Below are 19,052 nucleotides of genomic sequence, written 5' to 3'. Positions count from 1 at the left end.
TCAGGCTACCTTTTCAACAGGAAGATCGGTATTTACGCGGGTGAGCGTCATCACCGACGCCAGTTTATTCAGGGTGTTGCCCAGGGTTTGCGGAATAGCGATGGCAGCGACAAAGCGGTCCGGGCGTATCACCACCAGCGCGGCATTGTGTTGGGCAAACCACGCGCGCAGACGGTTTTGCGTATCGCCAATGCGGGTAACGCCGTCATGGTTATCCTGATCGGTATGTATCTGCGTATCCGGCACCACCTGGATAAACCGCGTCCCCAGCGCCTGCCACTGCTGGATCTGCGCTTCACTCATGCCCCATAGCGGATTACAGCCCCAGCCAATCACCGCGAAATTCGGGCCGATGACGTTGTCGAGCAACGTCACTTCGCCGGTTTCCAGCGTGACCTTCGGCTGGATAAACATCTTGCCGACTGGCGAGGTTTTCGCGTCACCTTCACGCACCAACGCCCCGATGTGGTACTGCGGCATCGGCTTAAAGCGCATTTCAAGGAAGTAACGTTTGACCGGCGGAATGTAGTTCAACAGCCAGGAAACTCCGTCGCGCACCGCGCCGTGCCAGCGTTTTGGCGGCGCCAGCACGTTGCCTGCGGTAACCGACAAATCGATCATCGCTTTGGCATGATCGCGGCGCTCCTGCTGGTAGGTATCCAGCAGCGCATCACCGGCTTTGCTATTAATCACCAGCGCCAGTTTCCACGCCAGATTGAAGGCATCGCGCATACCGCTGTTGTACCCCTGCCCTTGCCAGACCGGCATAATGTGCGCCGCGTCACCCGCCAGCAGCACACGGTCAATACGAAAGCGTTCGGCCAGCCGGGCGTTATGGGTGTACACGCGCTGGCGGATCAGCTCGACGTTATCCGGGTTCGGCAGCACTTTGCTCAAGAGTTGGCGCATATTCTGCGGCTCGCTAAGCTGGGCTTCGGTTTCCCCCGGCATCACCATAAATTCAAAGCGGCGCACCGCATGCGGCAGCGCGGCAGAAACATACGGGCGCACCGGATCGCAGCACAGGTACACATGCGGCGTACTCAGCGGATCGTTGGCGATATCCACTACAATCCACTGATTCGGCGCGGTTTTACCTTCAAATGGCACATTCAGCGAGCGCCTGACGTTGCTGGCGCCACCGTCGCAGGCCACCAGCCACTGGGCCTTCACCGTTTCCCGCTGGCCGTCCGGCGCTTTCAGGTTCAGCGTCACTTCACCATTTTGCTGGCTGAAGGCTTCCAGTTCGCGAGAAAACAGGCAACGCACGTTGGGGAAACGCGACAGCCCTTCCAGCATCACCGCATCCACCTGCGGCTGAATGAACGCATTGCGGCGCGACCAGCCAAATTCGTCGGTCATCGGCTGGATATCGGCAAAGCAGCGGCCTTTCGGGGTAAGAAAGCGCATCGCGTGCCACGGCGTGGTATGTGGCAAAACGTTCTCGACCAGACCAACGGACTGCATGGTGCGCAGCGCTTCATCGTCAATACCGATGGCGCGGGGATAGTCGATCAGCGTGTCGAGCTTCTCTACCACCAGCACCTCAATGCCCATCTGGCCAAGATAGTTCGCCATCATCAGCCCTACCGGGCCGGCTCCAGCAATCGCTACCTGCGCGGTGTGCTGCACTGCGGGTTGGATATCAGGATTTATAGTTGTCATTTCAGAACCTCACTACTCGGACAAAACGCAATTGCAGGCCCTGGTGAGGCGCAATTTGCTTTGTTAAAAATATGTGAATAATTTTTATTGTGCGGTCAGTATAGAAGTGAGTTTTTGCGCTACAATCAAAACATGCCTGGATGTGCACTAAGTGCACAACGTTGTTTTACCTATATATTTGTCAATGAATATGAAAAGTGACGACGGTACCGAATACAAAACCGTGCGCGGGTTAACGCGCGGGTTAATGTTATTAAATATGTTAAATCGGCTTGACGGCGGGGCCAGCGTTGGCCTGCTGGCAGAGCTGAGCGGCCTGCACCGCACCACGGTCAGACGTCTGCTGGAAACGTTGCAGGATGAGGGTTACGTCCGGCGCAGCCTGTCCGATGACAGCTTTCGCTTAACCATTAAAGTCCGTCAGCTCAGCGAGGGATTTCGTGACGAGCAGTGGATTTCTGCGCTCGCCGCCCCGCTGTTGGGGGATTTGCTGCGCGAAGTCATCTGGCCGACCGACGTGTCCACGCTGGACGTTGACGCGATGGTGGTGCGTGAAACCACCCACCGCTTCAGCCGCCTGTCGTTTCACCGGGCAATGGTCGGACGTCGTTTACCGCTGTTAAAAACCGCATCCGGCCTGACCTGGCTGGCATTTTGCCCGGAGAATGAACGTCAGCAACTGATTGAAATGCTGGCCTCAAGACCAGGAGAAGAGTTCCAGTTAGCCCGCGAACCGCTAAAGCTCGACGCTATTCTGGCCCGCGCACGTAAAGACGGCTTTGGACAGAACTATCGCGGGTGGGATCAGGAAGAAAAAATCGCCTCCATCGCCGTTCCCATCCGCAGCGAACAGCGGGTTATTGGTTGTCTGAACCTGGTGTATATGGCCAGCGCCATGACCATCGAGCAGGCAGCGGAAAAGCATCTTCCGGCCTTACAAAAAGTGGCGAAACAGATAGAGGACGGCGTGGAGTCACAAGAGATTTTGGTTGCCGGGAGGTGAAGTAGATCACATTTGTTGGCGGATTATCCAAAGGTTAAATAACCTTCCGCATTCCCGGTCTCCTTTAACGAGACCGGGATACAGAACAAAAAAATCGCCAGATTCGCTAGTTAAAGCTACATTGAATTCAGAACCAACTGGTATGACCACACAGATAAGGCTCAATGAATGAATTCAATAATAATACCCGTAAATGAAGGCGGATTTCTGTCCGCCACGATTTGGGAAAGAAGCGATGCCAAAGCGATCGTTATTCTTCATCCAGCCACGGCGGTTGTACAGGCGTTTTATAAGGGGTTCGCAGAGTACCTTTTTAACCAGGGATTCAGTGTCGTCACTTACGATTATCGGGGAACGGGCCGCTCGAAATCCGGGAAGCTCCGTAGCTACAGCATCTCAATGTCCGACTGGATCGAGCAGGACGTGGGCTGCATTACTGCCTGGGCTAAAACGCGTTTTCCCGGACTTAACCTGCTGGCGGTAGGACACAGTGTCGGCGGGCATGCGGTTCTGCTTTCCACGGCCACTTCCGCCCTGCACGCGGCCGTCATTGTGGCCTCCCATGCCGGGGTAACGAGCACAATAAAACAAACGGCAGAGAAAGTGCGGGTCTGGTGCCTACTGCGTGTTCTGGCCCCGGTTCTTTGCCGTATCTTCGGGTATATGCCTGCCAGGCGCCTTGGGCTGGGCGAAGATTTGCCAGCTCCAGTGATGCTTCAGTGGGGACGCTGGAGCGCAATGCCGGGTTATTTCTACGACGATCCAGACTGGGATGCACGCCAACGGGCAAGTGAGATAACCTTGCCTTTACTGGTGATGGGTTTTGATGACGACCCGTGGGCTAACCCTGAAGCCATTGCATCCCTGATGGAGCCAGTGCAAAACGCAAAAATCGAACATCGCGAAATTCGGCACGCAGATTATGGTCTTTCTTCAGTTGGACACATGGGCTTTTTTCGAACGCGGAGTGCGGATAAATTATGGCCTATCGTCGGTCAGTGGCTGGCGAGACAGAGCCAGAATTGAGCCAGCAGATATTTAATTTTATTTTCTGCCGTACTGTCAGGCCAGATATACTTTTTATAACAAATCTAATCGTTAAAAAAATCTGCCACAATGACAGATTTCTTTAATTTAGAATTAGAGATTTGCAACGTTATGATATACTTTTTGAACATCGTCGTCATCTTCAAGAGCATCAACAAGCCCTGCAAAGATTTCTAAATCTTCTGGCGACAGTTCAATTTCTGATTGAGCAATCATTTCTAATTCTGTTGTTGAAAACTCTGTAATTCCCGCTGCTTTTAACGCTGCAATGCCTTTGTGAAGGTCGGTAGACTCAGTATAAATAATGATATTTCCTTCGTCTTCGGTGACATCACGAACATCAACTTCAGCTTCAAGCAAAATTTCAAAAACATGGTCAGGGTCAGTGCCTTTAAATACGATTACACCAGTATTGTCAAACATGTAGCTGACAGAACCTGCCGCCCCGATATTCCCGCCTTTTTTATTGAAGATTGAGCGAATATTAGCAATCGTGCGGTTAACGTTTGATGTCAGGGTTTCAGCGATAATCATGGAACCGCTTGGGCCAAAACCTTCATAACGCCCTTGCATGAACGTTTCGTCGCTGCCACCTTTGGCTTTATCAATAGCTTTATCAATAACGTGCTTGGGAACCTGGGCTTGTTTCGCACGTTCAATAACGAATTTTAAAGCTGTGTTTAATTCTGGGTCTGGATCACCTTGTTTAGCGGCAGCATAGATTTCCACACCGAATTTTGAATATACTTTAGACGTTGCACCGTCTTTAGCCGTTTTTTTACCAACAATATTGGCCCATTTACGTCCCACTGGAATACACTCCCCGAAAATTTATTTACATTACGCGCAGATTAATAAACCGCGAGTTTTCTCCACCATATTATATCATGATGTGTAAATTCTCGTCTATGAGAAATGAAAATATCAAAACTTCATGAGCTGCTACTTTTATTTAATTAATAATTAACATTATGAATAGGTTATTACCAGACTCCCTGCTGGTTCTTTTGTTTTTATCCTAACTAATTGGACCACAGTAATAATAAGGACGCGAAACCAGCGGCGGCTTCAGCAATTACATAAAGTGTTCTGCTCTGGGCGAGCGGTTTCTTGCATCCTCAGCGCTCAGAGCAACACTATCCGCATGGGGCAATGAATAACAGAGTTGCGGCACTTATCAGTCTGAAGAGCTTCAGACCTTAAGCAATTTTACTGTCGCATCAATGTCGATTTCATCTTCGGAGAAGATCAGCGTCGTGCCCTGGAAAGTGGTGATAGCCAGTTTTTTCAGCTTACGCATTTCGCCTGGCTTCACCTCTGATTTTGGCCGGATGCTGTTCATCAGCACGCCGACAGACAGCACCGCGTTTTCTTTATCAATACGGGTTTCGACAGGAACTTCTTCACTGTATACCAGGTACGACTTGATCGCCGTGAGCTTCAGACGCTCGCCCGCGATATAGATGTATTTGCTGTCTGGTATGACTTTCACCGCATAGGCAGACAGACCTTTGTTGTTGGTGGTCGGTTCAAAGGTTACCGCCGCGTCTTTCTTGATCAGCTCAGGATTAGCAACCTTAATCACATGAAAATAGCGGTTATCGCCATTTTCATCTTTGATAAATCCAAAGCCTTTATCTTTAAACCACGTTGTGATTGTTCCGTTCATTGCTGTTTCCACCTGATTAAATCTAATACTCGCAGAGTATATCTACTGAATTTGCGCGCAGTGTAAAACACAGACCACGTCTTTGGCTACTCGTTACCCCAGCGATTGAGGAACTCCGCGATATCGTCGATACGCTGCGCGTCGACACCGGCCACGGTTGCCATCTCCTGCTGCGCTTCTTCGCTAATCTCTTCGTTGTTCATTAAACGGGTGATCAGTTGCTGGAAGTAGTGCGCCAGCGCATCGCGTTCGGCATCGTTTACCGGCTTTGCGGCTTCGGTCGCGTACTCGTCGGCGATATCATAATATTTTAGCGGAATGTCGTTATTCATGAGGTGCTCCGGGGTGAATGCGTGTGCCAGCAGTTGTCTGCCACGTCTGATGTGAATGATAGCATTGTTATTTCATGGTTCGCGATCTGTTTTATTGGCGGTTACACATTACATATATCAACACTATTTTCTGGAACCGCTTCGCATTTAATAAATATGCCATTTTTAAATGACGACAGTTTTATTAAGTACGGTGTGATAGCCATAGGTTAAATAGTGTAGTAGCAAAGGGGCACAAACACCTTTATTCCGCTTAATACATGACAACTTACAAGAAGCTGATTATCGCTGACACAAATTTTATGCCAGAACCCGCCGTTGCCCAGGCATATTCAGGTGTTTCACCAGATGCCCCGTAAAACCACGAGTTACTACGCAAAAAACCGCTTTCCCCCTGCACAGTAGGCTGACAGGTACGGCAAGTATTCACCCGCGAACGTAATCAGCGCAGGACTGTTCCGCCTTCACCCAGCTTTTCCCTGACCTGATTTTTCAGGGATTCAGCAGCCTGTTTCGCCGCTTCTCGGGCCTTATCACCGCTGAGTGAGTTATTCTCAACAACAACTCTTTCCGGTGCGCACCCCGTAACAATAACATTTTCCACTTTATTTTCAGTGGCTTAAAACCAGTTTTCTCTGCTATACTTCCAGCCCACTAACTTTTTGCCCTGACGCGCCCTTTCAGCCAGTTACACCATTTCCCCCAAATCTGTTAAAGAATAGCTCCCAACACACTATGACCATCATCCTTCCATGCAGTCATAGACAATATTACACGGGCGATAGCTTCTAATTATTCAGAGGGTAAGCTTTTGAAAAATCATTGTACGTTTCATGAAGATGATAAAATTTTGCATCAGGGTCATTTTTCAGTTCTTCATATCTTTTCATTAGTTTTTTGAATAAACCCTCTGGTACAGGATAAGGATCTGCCTCATTTTTTGCACAATAAAAATAGAAAAGCGCCTTTTCAAGCTCTGCAAGAGTTATATTATCCGCATTGCCTGTCAAATACTCAAATGCGTAAGACCACTGTTCTGACAATAATAAGAAATTCAGCGCCGAACCTTTAATAAAAACACCATCAATGTTATTTGAATTAAGTATTTTTTTACAAAATGACAGACAGCACCCCGAATCTTTAACTAATAAATTACTGAGACACTCTAACGCATCATCCTCTGGGTCGTTAAAAGAGTTAGCCTCTACATAGCCATTAGCCAGGTAACTTTCTAAACCTTCAATATCCTTTGTGGTACTATTCACATTTATCATTTGAATGCTCCCGTATTAACAGTTGAAAGTCTTTTCGTGCCATCAGGTAATATTGTCCATGTAGCATAAACCCTTACGTTACCGTTAGGTCCTGATACAACAACAGATGTTTTTCTATTTGCAGACGTAGCCCCCTGAGCTGAGTCCAATAACTTATCCATTATCATGCTGTTATTACTGGCAGTATTCACTATACCTGCTTGCTCTAATACACGAGCCATATCTTGAGAACGCTCAATATTATGGATTTGTTTTTCTAACACTTCCATCCTTTTAGCATTATTTGGATCTTTTGCAAATTCTTTTTGGCTGCTAATTTTTGCATCTTTTAAAGAATTATATTCTATTTGCAAAGACTCAAGGTCACCGGAAGCTTTACCACGCATATATAGTTCAATCTTATCGACAGGTATTTTAGCATCACCTTTTACAGCCGTGATGTGATTTTTCCCATTTGCATCTGGGAGTGAGCTAACCTCGAAACTATTAGACAAGCGTTGTTTACCAGCCAGAACTTCTATCTTACTGGCCGCCGCAGCACCTATTACTGGTGCCATCGAAGCCGCTACAACCTTCATTCCATCATAAGTTTCAACGTATGCCTCTGCAGTCGCCCTATCGACCCCAAACTGCACTATGGCATAGTTCACCATCGCATCCTTCACCTGTTGTTGATTTTGTGCATCAACACTGGTGATATTCAGCAGGTTTACTATCTGCCCGTAAGCATCCGGATACATGTCGCTGGCTTGGTTATTGTAGTTTCCGGTTTCATAACCTCCTTTAGCAGCAATAACCTTCAGTCTTTCACCGGCACAAGCCGCGCTGGCTGCCTGTCCATTACTGCATGCAGCGATTACCGCCTTATCACTGCTGATATCTTTTTCAAGCAATGCATCATATTTCTGCTGTGCCTTTTCGCGCTCTGCCGCATCTTTACTGTTTTTAAGCGTCTGTTTTGCTATCTCAAGCTCTGTCTTTTCAGACACGCTCAGGTAGTTATTCTCAACTGCATTTTTCCCGGCCTGCGCACCTGCTGCGGCTGATGACGTAGTGTCTCCTGCCAGACCACCGGCCATCCCTGCTGATATCGTTGCCAGCGCGCTGATGGTCTGCTTCTGATCCTCACGCAGTTGCGACAGGTCCTTCACATCAGGATACAGCATACCTGCAATCGCCCGGGCCGCAAGTTCACCCGTTGCCGCACCCGCTGCACCCGCTGCCGCGCTGTTACCCTGCATCGCAGCCGCTGCGCCGCCCAGTATCGCGTGGGCAATGACATTTACCGCAGTATTGCCCTCTGTCGATTTAAGCAGATTCGCCAGCTCTGGTGCCGATGCCCCCGCCAGCGCGGCCCCCACATCACCGCCAGCCAGCCCCTGAAGCGCCGCCGTTGCCGCCTGAATTCCCCGCTGAATATCGCTGCCCGTGCCATACTTCGCCAGTTCTTCCTTGTACTTCGGTGTATCTTTCAGCTTATCCGCTGGCAGATTTGGATTGTCCCTCCGCGCCTCTTTGAGCGCAATAATCTCTCCTTGGGTCCTGGCGATATCGGCTGCCTGACCGCCAATGTCGCTGATGAGTCCCACCGCTTTCAGCCGGTTCTGCTCTTTCTCCTTGTCGAAAATCGGGCTGATGCTGCCGTTGGCGTGTTCCGTATCACGGCTCAGATTCGCCACGTCCTGTTTCTGACCGGTTTTATCACGGATAGTTATGGTGCCGTCTGCCACCGCCGCCTGCGTCGTGCCTTCCGCGTGGCCACTGTTGCCAGCGGCTGAAATCATTCCACCCGGCATGTTACCTTTAAACTGATCGCCGCCAAAAGCCCCGCCGCCGCTCAGGCTGGCTCCTGAATGACTGACCTTAAAGTCTGCTTCGTTGTGAATGTCCCTGAACCCCAGAGTTCCGGTATCAAGGCTGTTTTTATCCCCTGGCGCCGTCGAGGCGATTACCGTACCGTCCAGTTGTGTGTGACGTCCCACCACCACATCAAATCCGCCATCGCCAGCAAAAAGCCCGCTCTGCTCCTGCACCGAGTCATAAGTGCTTTTCATCTTGTCCTGGCTGGCACTGATATAGCCCGAACCGGTCATGCTGCCGAAGGTAAAACTGCCGCCTGCTGCTACGCTGTTCTGTTTCGATTTATAGTCGTTGCTGTCCTGCTGGCTACTCATCCACAGGTCGCGACCAATATTCGCCACCACTTTATCGCCGCTGACCTGCGCGCCATTCAGAATGGCATCACGACCACTGGCCATCGATACCGTGCCACCGCTATCAAGCGTGGTCTCAGCCCATGATGTACCGTTACCCTTCTCATGCCCTTTCGCCGCATTCACATTAGCGAAGACGCCAATACCATAACCATTGGCCCCCCCGCCAATACTGACGCCCACACCACCGCCGCTGCTACTGTTTTTCCCGGCCGTCTGCTGGGTGTTTGCCACTCCGCTCAGTACGATATCGTTCGCTGCCGCAAGCGTGGTATCCCCACCCGCCTTCAACTGGCTTGCGCCAATCAGAATATCGCCGCTGTTTCCGCTCTGACCTTTACCTGTCGCTACAATAGCCAGGTCGTTACCTGCATTCAGGGTGCTGCCTGCCACAGTATCACTCCAGGCATGCTGCTCAGATTTTGATTTCTGGGAAGTCAGGGAAATGCTGACGCCTATACCGTTATTCGGATCGCCACCGGCCTGAGCAACTGCAACACCCTGCGCCGCCTGCACGCCGGAAAGCGCCGCCTTCGTAGCCTTCAGCGCTGCAAGCCGGTCATCACTCTCATCTTTCACATCCTGCGCGGTTTGTACTGCACTGTTTATCGCAGCACCAGCAGCCCCCGACAGCGCCACCGTCAGTCCACTGGTTTTCTGCTCAAACTTCTCATCACGGGTGCGTTTATCATGACCCGGTTCAATAAGTACGCTGTCGCCGCGAACAGCAATATCTTTCTGGGCGATGATATCCGCGCCGCCGAGATGTGCCTGCTGGCCCGCGGTGATACTGACGTTGCCCCCCGTTGAGCCGACAGTACTGAAGCTCTCGCTTTGGGTGGTGCCTTGTTCACGCAGATCATGCGTCGTTTTACTGCTACCGATAGTGAAACCGATCCCGCCCGACCCCATCAGACCGCTCTTTTTAGTCTCTTTAAAGCGCCATGAAGTATCGGTATTGGTGGCAGCAACGATATCCACATTGTTGCCAGCTCCCAGCGCCACATTGCCGTCACCGGCAACGGCTGAGCCCTGTACCAGAATGTTATTCCCGGCGGCGACCGTCACATTGTTCCCACTCAGCAGCGCGCCTTTTTCCCGCGTAGCGCTGTCTTCTTCAATCGTATGGGTAGTCTTTTTACTGAGGAATCCTTTTTTGGTTTTCGTGGTTTCCTGGTAGTGATAATCGCTCTCTGTGGCGGTCGTGAGATTCACATCCCGGCCTGCCGTTACGCCGATATCGCCCTGCGCCGTAACATCCGCTGCCTGTGCGTTTACATCACGCCCGGCAATAATGACGGCGTCGCCGCCGCTGGCAATTTCCGTTCCCTGCTGGCGTACGGCGTCATTGACCACGGTTTTCTTCTTCGCACGATAACTGTCGCCGTCTGTCGTTGCTTCAGCCAGCAGGTTGACATCTCGCCCGGCCAGCAGACCGACATCATTCTCCGCAGCCAGCCCGGCCGCATGGGAATTAATATCCTGACCCGCTTTCAACAGCAGATTGTCACCCGCCGAAACGGTGGTACGGGAAAGCCCGGTGCTGTGCGATTCACTGCCGCCGTTACGGCTACTTTGCTGAGTGGTGCCCGCATTCAGATTAAGATCGTTACCCGCTGTAAGCTGAGCATTCCCCCCCGCGTTAACATCGCTGGCGGTGACGTTGAGGTTATTTCCGGCATTGATACCGAGCTTACCGCCCGAACTGATGGTGCTACCCTGCCAGTCCACTGACGAACGCCCCGTCTCTGTTATCCAGCGTCCGGAGTGGCTCCGGGCATCGTTAATCTGGTTGGCATTTACCGCAATATCTCCCCACGCATCCATCAGCAATGAACCGCCTGCAGAGAGATTCGCGCCAGTAACGGTGATATCTTTACCTGCCGAGAGCGACAATCCATCCTGCGCGGTAATGGATGCCACAGACCCCAGCAACGTATCTTTAAAGCTCACATTGCGGTATTTATCCCTGGCACTCACATCAATCTGTTCCGCCAGCGTCAGGTTATTGATGTTGCCGCCCAGACTTTCCAGCGCCACCGTTTTTCCGCTGATGGCGGAGCTGACGTTATTGATATCACCCATCGCGCTCAGGTCGAGATTGCCCCCGGCCTGCATCAGACTATTGTTAAGGTTATTAATACTGTTTTGGCTGTCGAGGGTGAGATCGTTTCTCGCCAACAGCGTACTGCCGGAGTTGGTGATATTCCCGCTGGTCAACTGAACATTATTCCCGGCAATGACGCTACCGTTGTTTACGGTGATATCTTTCGGCGAGAGATACAGCTTCGGTATCATTACCGTTTCACCGTTGACGGTCGCGGCTTCCCACCACAGCATGCTGTGCTCAAGGGACGCGATTTGATCGGCCGTCAGCGCCACCCCAAATGTCAGTCCCAGCGACTGCTGGGTACTGGCAGCGCTATCCATCAGATAACGCATCTGGTCAAGGTCAGAACCAATACCGTTGATGTATCGACTTCCCGTCTTATTCAGCATGGCGTTACTGACATAGCGGGTATCGAACGCCGCATCACCGAGGAAACGGTAGTCATATTCTGGGTTCAGTTTGAGACGATCGAGCATATAGGCCGACCCAAGGAACTGGTTTTGATCGGTATACGCAATATTGGTTTCACGCGGCGCTTCGCCAGGTTTGATACCCAGCATCGCATTCAAATCACCAAACAGGCTGGGATCGAGCTGACCAAGGCCGTTCAGTTTCGGGTTAACGTTGATCAGGTACGGGCTTTTCGGATCGTCAGAGACGACGAAATACCCGTTCTTTCCGGAAGGCAACGGATACGCGCTGGTATCCACCGTTTTGCCCTGATTTTGCCCGGCAGTATTCACGCCCTTCTCGCCTGGGTTAATCAGGCCATTGAGTTGGCCGAGGCTGGCGTTACCTTTCTGCGTGGTAGAAACAGGGTTGAGCGTAGCGTCTGATACGCCGCCGCTTTCCAGCGCGCCTGCGCCGTTAATCTGCTGCAATGCGTCATGCAGTCGATCGTTCCACTGAGGGGAACTGACGCTCACCGTGTCATTGCCTGCCAACGCCTGCTTTTGCACCCCATTACTGATGGTTTGGTTGCTGAGGGTGTTGAGGGTTGGGGTAACGATGGTATTGCTAACCCGTCCCCCACCAGAGGTTGCGTTTTCGTTGCCAATAGAAGTAGTAAACCTGGCGTTTACATTACCGCCCGCCTGAATCACCGAACGGTACGTTTCTCCCCCTTCCTGAACCCGGTCATGCCCTTCCAGGGTAAATGTTATTGTGCGTTCTTTAGGAAGCACAATAGTTTCACCTTTACTGTTTCTCCCCTCGTTATAACGCGGAGGTAAAACATCAACGTTATCTACAGCAAACTGTTTATTGGAGTATTTCTCTGGAGAATAGGTATAAACCAGATAATCAGTAAGCGTCCCAGACTGCCAGCTCTGGTTATTGAATGTGCTTCCTGAAAGGTCAATATTATTATTTGCCAGAATAGTACTGGCTGCGTTATCCAGCGCGTTTGCGCCAATTGACAGATTTCGCCCTGATGAAATACGAGCTGCGCCGCCAGAGCTGGAAACCTCTGTTTTTAGCTGGCTGGAAATGAATTTCTGCGTCGCCGTGTCTTTAAACGGTGCGTAGTAATACTGGTAATAATGACGAATATTACAGGAGGCATTCGCACTACAGGAGCTGGTTTGTACCTCATAGGAGTAACCATTAACGCCATAGGTACCTTCTGCCATCTGACTGATATCTATCGCAACAGTCGCATTACCTATCCCTGGAATATTGTTTGCTCCAGCTATTTGTGTCTGGTTTGTTTTCAACCCATCTCGCTGGTTCAGCAGATGTCCTGTTTTTATCGTGATATCACCGTTCTGGGTTTCGATATTGCCGGAGGTGTTGACCACTTCACTGTTGGCATTGCCCGCAGCATCTCGCTGCATCCACAGATTGTTGCCCGCGAGGATATCGCCGCGCTGGTTGGTGATGGTGTTAGCATAAAGCGCCAGATTATTTGCCGCGTACAACAGCGCCGTATTGACGATGGCGCCCGGTGCATTGAGCGTCAGAGAGCCACGCGTTCCGGTGAAACCAGCGACTGAAATATTACCGCGACTGGTCAGCGTAATATCGCCACCGCCCTGTAACGTTCCGGCGGCATTGAGCGCTACGCTGTCGCCGCTAAGATAACTGACGCCGCTGCCAGTTGTAATTTGCCCGTTATTGCTGAGCTGTCCGCCCGCCGTCAGGTTGAGCGATTGCCCCTGAAGCACGCTACGGTTGTCGATAGCGCCATCGCTGGTAATGGTCAGTGTTTTACCCGCGGCAAAAGCGCTTTGCGCAGTAAAACCATTCACCAGCTTCAGCGTCAGATTACCCAGCGCAACCACCTGTCCCAACGCACCCAGCCCGCGACTTTCAACGAACAGGTCGCCGCCGCTGAACAGTTTCCCTGCCGCATTCTGATTAACTTCGCTGGCATTCACACTCAGTTGCGAGTTGCCTAACAGCGTACCGTTATTCGTCAGTTGCGCGTATTTCACCGCCAGTTGACCGGCCTGCGCGGTTCCCTGGTTGGTAAACCGGGTCCCAGCAAGCGTGGCGCTGTCGGCCAGCCAGTTACCGTCATTGGTGGCCGTTGCCGCATTCAGAACGAGGTTTGTCGCCTGTAACCAGCCTGCGCCGGAATATTCTGCCGTCGTCAGCGTCATTCCCGCGCCGGAAAGCAGTTTGCCGTCATTGAGCGCGCGTGTTGCGGCGTTAAGATGGGTCTCTCCACCGCCCTGCATTAAACCGTAGTTGGACAGCACTGGCGTAGAAAGCGAAAGCCCCTGGCGGCTGACAATCTCCCCGGAAGCCTGGTTTATCAAACCACCGCTCAGCGACAGCGTTGCGCCATTATCCCCTTGTAGTCGTCCGCTGTTGGTCAATGCGCCGGTCGTCATGCCCAACGTCGCACCCTGAATTTTTCCATCGTTGGTGACTGACGCCGCAGTCAGATCCAACGCGCCGCCGCTCAGCATACTGCCCGCTTTCTGCTGCCTGACCGCGCCGTTCATGGCAAGCGTGAGCGCATTTACGCCGCTAATCGCCGCGCTGTTATCAAGGGTTGCCCCCTTCAGCGTAAGATTTTTCGCCGTCCATTGCCCCGAGTTAGTCAGAGAAAGCGCCTGTAGCGTCGCGTTACCAAGGGCGGTAATTTTGCTGCCGGCCGCAGAAGTCAGGTTATTTGCGAGCGTAAACTGCAGGGCGTCGGCGCTTTGTATTGCCCCGTTGTTTGTCAGCGTTTGCGCACTGAGCAGAACGGACTGTCCCTGCCACGTGCCATTATTCGTCACATCGCCAGAAGTGAGTTTCAGCGCTCCCTGCGTCAGCAGTGAACCACCTGCTGCGTTAATCAATTCCTGTTGCGGTGAAGCCATCGCCATTCGCGCCATCAGACGCTGACGAGCCTCCAGCGTCAGGCTTTGCAGGCCGGTCAGCGTGCCCTGATTGTGGATCCTGTTTTGCTGCAAGGTCAGGGTATTTCCCTGTACCGCGCCACTGTTATCGAACTGTGCGCCGTCGAGCGTTACATCGCTCTCGCTGAGCAGCCTTCCACTGTTATCAAGCTGCTGCGCGGTTAGTGACATTCCACCATGGCTCATCACATCGCCTGATGTGGTAAGGCCGTTGTTTACAGTAGCCGTCAGATTACCCAGGCTTATCAGCGATCCTTTGTGCAACCAGTTATCAGCGGTCAGCGTGAGCTGCTGCCCCTGCAGCGTTCCTTGCGTCGTTATATTGCCAGCATCAAAGGTCAACGCGCCGCCGCTCAGCGTACGGGAGGTTATCCCCGTCGTGAGTACATCGCCAGACAGCGCAAGTCCGTTCGTCCCCTGCCACAGGCCTGAATTGTTTAACGTCGAGGCAGCAAGAGTCAGCCTGTCACCGGCAATACGTCCGGCACTGTTGATATCATCAGCCGTAAGCGTCAGTGCGCCGCCACTTTGAATGTGTCCGGGGTTGGTAAGTCGCCCGGATAGCCTGCCTTCCAGGCCATGTAAACCGTTAAGCACCCCGCTGTTATTCAGCGAGTCGGCAGTAAATGTCAGGGTATTTCCCTGCAGTACGCCGGCGTTTTCCATCGCACCGGTATGCACCAACAGCGCATTACCGGCCAGCCATTTACCTGTGGTATCCGTGGTGAAGGTATTCGCAGAAACCGAGGTACTGTCGTTGCCCTGCACCCGTCCGCTGTTACGGATTGATTTTCCATCCAGAGCGACACTTGTCGCCGCCAGCGTACCGCGGTTATCCAGGGATGCAGTATTCATTGACGCCCCCTGTTTCGCCACCAGGCTCCCCTGATTTTCAACCGAGTTTGCCAGCGTCAGGTTCAGGGAGTCGGCCTGAATATCACCTGCGTTAATTAATGTGCTGCCGCGCAGTGTGAAGCCGGTATTCGCCAGCAGCAGACCGTGGTTTTCCAGTGAGTCGAGGTCTAAATCCAGCCCCGCGCCGCTGACCAGTTGCCCCTGCTGACCATTGAACAGATTGCGGGTGGTGAGCTGTAGCGCCGAATTACCCTGCACAATGCCGTTATTCATAAGCTCCGGCACGGAAATACTCAGGGATTTTGCTGCAATCGTGTTGTTGTTAAACAACTGCGCCGCAGCCAGCTCGAACAGGTTGAGACTGCGCAGCGATCCCTGGTTATCCAGTCGCCCGTTAGCCTGAATTTTCAGGCTATCCAGTGCCTGAACGCTGCCGCTATTGTGCAGGTTATCCAGTCTGATCGCCGCCGTACGGCCCTCCAGTTGGCCATCATTTTCGAAACGTTTTCCGCTAAGCTGTAGATCTTCACCGCTGGTCACCTGCCCACCCGCAAGGTTAGTGAAGCGACTGCCATCCCAGGCGAGCGCGTGATCCCCCTGCAGGATCCCACTGTTGCTGAGATCGCCGTGTAATGCCAGCACCTTCGCCGCCAGCATTCCGCTGTTATTCGCACTGGCGGCATGCACTGTCATACCCTGTTGACTGAGTACCTTGCCCTGGTTAGTGAACGCGTCGTGTACTGTCGCCGTTACCCCCGTTTCACCCAGCGCATTACCGCTGTTTTGCCACGTATTTGCTTCCAGATTCAGCGTGCCGCCCTGCAGCAAGCCGGTGTTGTGCAGAGTCTGATTCTTCAGGCTCAATTCCCCCACCGACAACACATTCCCGTCGTTTTTCACGTCCTGGCTGTTCAGCGCGAGCATTTCGGCGGCCATGAGTCCGAGGTTATCTGTCTGCTGTCCGTTAACAGATAATGACGTGTCCGCCAGCAGGCGCCCCGCGGCTTCGTTTTTTACCGTCGCATATTCACTTTGCAGACTAACGCCGTTAATTTCTCCGCCGTTAACCAACTGGCGACCATTGAGATGCAATGAACCGTCGCTGGTAATCAGCCCATGGTTGGTCAGATACGGTATATCCAGCGCCAGAGAATGCCTGGCATAGAGCGAGCCGCCGCTCAGGTTATCTAACTTATCAATCTGTAGGTCCATTGCCGCGTTACCCTGCATCAGACCGCTATTCACAACATGCTGACTGTGGAGAGTTAGCGTGTCGGCTATCAGAGAGCCGCCGCTGGTCAGCAGTTCAGGTGCAATAATCGAGATGCGTTCAGCGCTGGCGCTGCCGTTATGAGTCAGCGTCGCCGCGCTGAGCGTCAGGGTATCTGCCAACAGTTCGCCATGGTTATCAACTGACTGCTGCGCGCTGAAACCAACGCGTGCCCCGGTGGATTTTCCGCCATGACTGAGCCGGTCAGCCGTCACATCCAGCGAACCTTTTGCCGCCTGTACGCCGTCGAGCGTCACGCTGTTGCCGGTAATCGCAAGGTCCAGACCGCTCTGTAAATGACCGTCTTTGCCGGTAGTCAGCTGCTTTGCGCCGACGTTAAGCGCGCCAGCGGCATTAACCTGACCGTTCAGGTTAAGGTTTTGCGTAACGTTTAACTGTATGTTTTGTTGCCCGGCGATCAACGAATCTTTCGCGGCGGTGAGATTTTCAGCATTGAGCATTACCCCCTGGTTGCCAGAGAGGACGCCATATTGTTCAACTGACGCGGCCTGCACCGTTAGAGTGCCATCAGAGAGCAACTTTCCACTATTACGCAGCGTGGCATCAGCCCGGATATCCGCATCGTTTTTCGTGCTCAGGATCCCCTGCTGGTTCAGCGCTGCCGTCTGTACTGAAAGCTGGCTGCCGCTCGCCAGCGTGCCCATATTATCCAGCGACCCGCTGCGGACCGATACGCTGTTACCCTGCATCAGACCGGTGTTGCTAAGGCTGCTGACAGAAGCATCAAGACTGCCGTTTGCCGCCAGTTGACCACCATTAACGAGGTGGTCACCAGAGAGAGATAAAGTATCTCCCGCATTGACCTGCCCCTGGTTGTTCATTTCGCTACCGGTCAGGCTTAATGCGCCTTTCGCATCGGCCCGACTGGCGTTATCCAGTGCTATGCGCTGCGCCTTCAGCGTTAATCCATTACCTGCTGAGAGCAATCCCCCTTTCGCCGACAGATAGCCCTTACTGTTAAGGCTAACATCAGCATCACTACCCAGCGTGGAACGGGTCAGCGTCAGTCCATGAGTACCCTCGACATCCAGTTTTTCTTTACTGGTCAGGCTGCCGTCGGTAACTGTCAGCGAGCCGTCACTGCGCAGTGAGGTGTTTTTCTGGCTAACCAGAGTGGTTGCAGCAACGGCTACATCCTGTTTAGCAGCCACCTGCAACTCGCCAGCTGCGGCAATCCCACCACCATCGATCGTCACCTTGCCATCGCTGCCCAACTGCACGTTTGCGCCGCTGGAGAGATTTGCATCCTGTAGCGCTAACGCCCCGGTACTGTTGATGGCCATCCCGCTCCCGGTCTTATGACTACCGGTTAACGTGACGCCTTCGCCCCTGGCAGAAAGACCACCATTTGCCAGACTATTGCCGATCGTTAACTTCCCGTTAGCATTGAGGGTGATATCACCCTGACGGGCATTCAGATTCCCGAGGTTGACCCCCAGCCCTTTCTCGCTGGAGACCAGGTGAATTCGGTTAGCATACATGCCACCTAACGCGCCGGTGTCTACCGCAATTTTCGGTGCTTCTCCTTCGCCATTCAGCGTGCTCGTCTGCCCATTCGCCGCAACGCGATTCGCGCCGGCGATAACCGTCAAATCTTTGGCGTGTAGCGCAGCATTGATTTCCGTGGCGCGGGCAATAATCGACACTGCATCGCTCTGGCTACCATCCAGCCCCTTACCTTCGATGGTAATACTGCCCTTGCTTACCTCCAGCGACTGCAGGTTGCCATTGGCGTCCAACACAGGTTTACCGGTGGTCAGGGTGGCGTTAGGCGTGTTGATAAATCCACAACCATTACAGGTAATGCCATAGGGGTTAGCGACCATGACGTTGGCGGCTTTCCCCGCGACTTCGGTATAGCCCTGCAGCTGTGAACGGTTAGCGCCGGTAACTTCGTTGATGATCCCTGAAGCTTCCTTTCCTGGCTGTAGGTTTGGGTTATTCTGGATAATGCCGCCGAGCTGGGTTTGGGTAAATTGCCCGGTCGCGTTGTTAAGGATCAGCCCCTCTTTTCCCACGTTGTAGTCGTTATATTTATTGTGTGAAATCCCGGACTGGTTCGGTGTGGCAATATTCACCACCGGAACACCATTGGCGGCTTTATCCATCTGCGTATTGCCTTCAGGCGTGATGACGGCAGCCATCGCCGGGAGCAGTGGTTGGGTAGCCAGCAGAAAACTCAACATGCCGCTTAGCAAACGCTGGGAAAAACGAACCTGATCCTTTTTCATCACCCTTGT

The 19,052-nt window shown here is 52.5% G+C and carries 9 protein-coding genes; 2 read left to right on the top strand and 7 right to left on the bottom strand.

Features of this window, described 5'->3' with window-relative positions; all coding sequences use genetic code 11:
- On the bottom strand, positions 1–1,665 hold the full coding sequence (locus FOB24_RS07220) for a bifunctional 3-(3-hydroxy-phenyl)propionate/3-hydroxycinnamic acid hydroxylase (RefSeq protein ID WP_137351108.1): 1,665 nt from the start codon (positions 1,663–1,665) through the stop codon (positions 1–3).
- 190 nt (positions 1,666–1,855) lie between these two features.
- Here FOB24_RS07220 and FOB24_RS07215 point away from each other — a divergent pair, with 190 nt between their 5' ends.
- The gene (locus FOB24_RS07215) at positions 1,856–2,668 is read left to right on the top strand and encodes a DNA-binding transcriptional regulator (protein WP_051594508.1); all 813 of its coding nucleotides are present in this window, start codon (positions 1,856–1,858) and stop codon (positions 2,666–2,668) included.
- A gap of 168 nt (positions 2,669–2,836) precedes the next feature.
- Complete coding sequence (locus FOB24_RS07210; protein ID WP_069323915.1) at positions 2,837–3,694, top strand: alpha/beta hydrolase family protein; 858 nt, start codon at positions 2,837–2,839, stop codon at positions 3,692–3,694.
- A 114-nt stretch (positions 3,695–3,808) separates the two neighbouring features.
- On the opposite strand, the gene FOB24_RS07205 is transcribed toward FOB24_RS07210, so the two are convergent.
- The 6 genes from FOB24_RS07205 to FOB24_RS07185 form a co-directional block, all read right to left on the bottom strand.
- A complete protein-coding gene (locus FOB24_RS07205; protein ID WP_038638023.1) occupies positions 3,809–4,525 on the bottom strand; it encodes a YebC/PmpR family DNA-binding transcriptional regulator in 717 nt (238 codons plus the stop codon).
- Positions 4,526–4,907: 382 nt separating this feature from the next.
- Positions 4,908–5,384 (bottom strand): cold-shock protein, encoded by a 477-nt coding sequence (locus FOB24_RS07200; RefSeq protein ID WP_038638021.1) that lies wholly within the window; start codon positions 5,382–5,384, stop codon positions 4,908–4,910.
- 86 nt (positions 5,385–5,470) lie between these two features.
- Positions 5,471–5,716 (bottom strand): YmjA family protein, encoded by a 246-nt coding sequence (locus tag FOB24_RS07195; RefSeq protein WP_069323914.1) that lies wholly within the window; start codon positions 5,714–5,716, stop codon positions 5,471–5,473.
- A 442-nt stretch (positions 5,717–6,158) separates the two neighbouring features.
- Complete coding sequence (locus FOB24_RS24270) at positions 6,159–6,320, bottom strand: hypothetical protein (RefSeq protein WP_190971860.1); 162 nt, start codon at positions 6,318–6,320, stop codon at positions 6,159–6,161.
- A 184-nt stretch (positions 6,321–6,504) separates the two neighbouring features.
- A complete protein-coding gene (locus FOB24_RS07190; RefSeq protein WP_101700592.1) occupies positions 6,505–6,990 on the bottom strand; it encodes a hypothetical protein in 486 nt (161 codons plus the stop codon).
- Entirely contained in the window at positions 6,987–19,043 is a 12,057-nt protein-coding gene (locus tag FOB24_RS07185; protein WP_223851237.1) for a hemagglutinin repeat-containing protein, read from the bottom strand. Before FOB24_RS07185 ends, FOB24_RS07190 begins: the two co-directional genes overlap by 4 nt.
- Positions 19,044–19,052 lie beyond the last annotated feature (9 nt).

The organism is Citrobacter werkmanii, assembly GCF_008693645.1.
In the GTDB taxonomy this organism is placed as follows: domain Bacteria; phylum Pseudomonadota; class Gammaproteobacteria; order Enterobacterales; family Enterobacteriaceae; genus Citrobacter; species Citrobacter werkmanii.
Note: the sequence above shows the minus strand (reverse complement) of the source record. Positions and strands in the feature narration are given on the sequence as shown.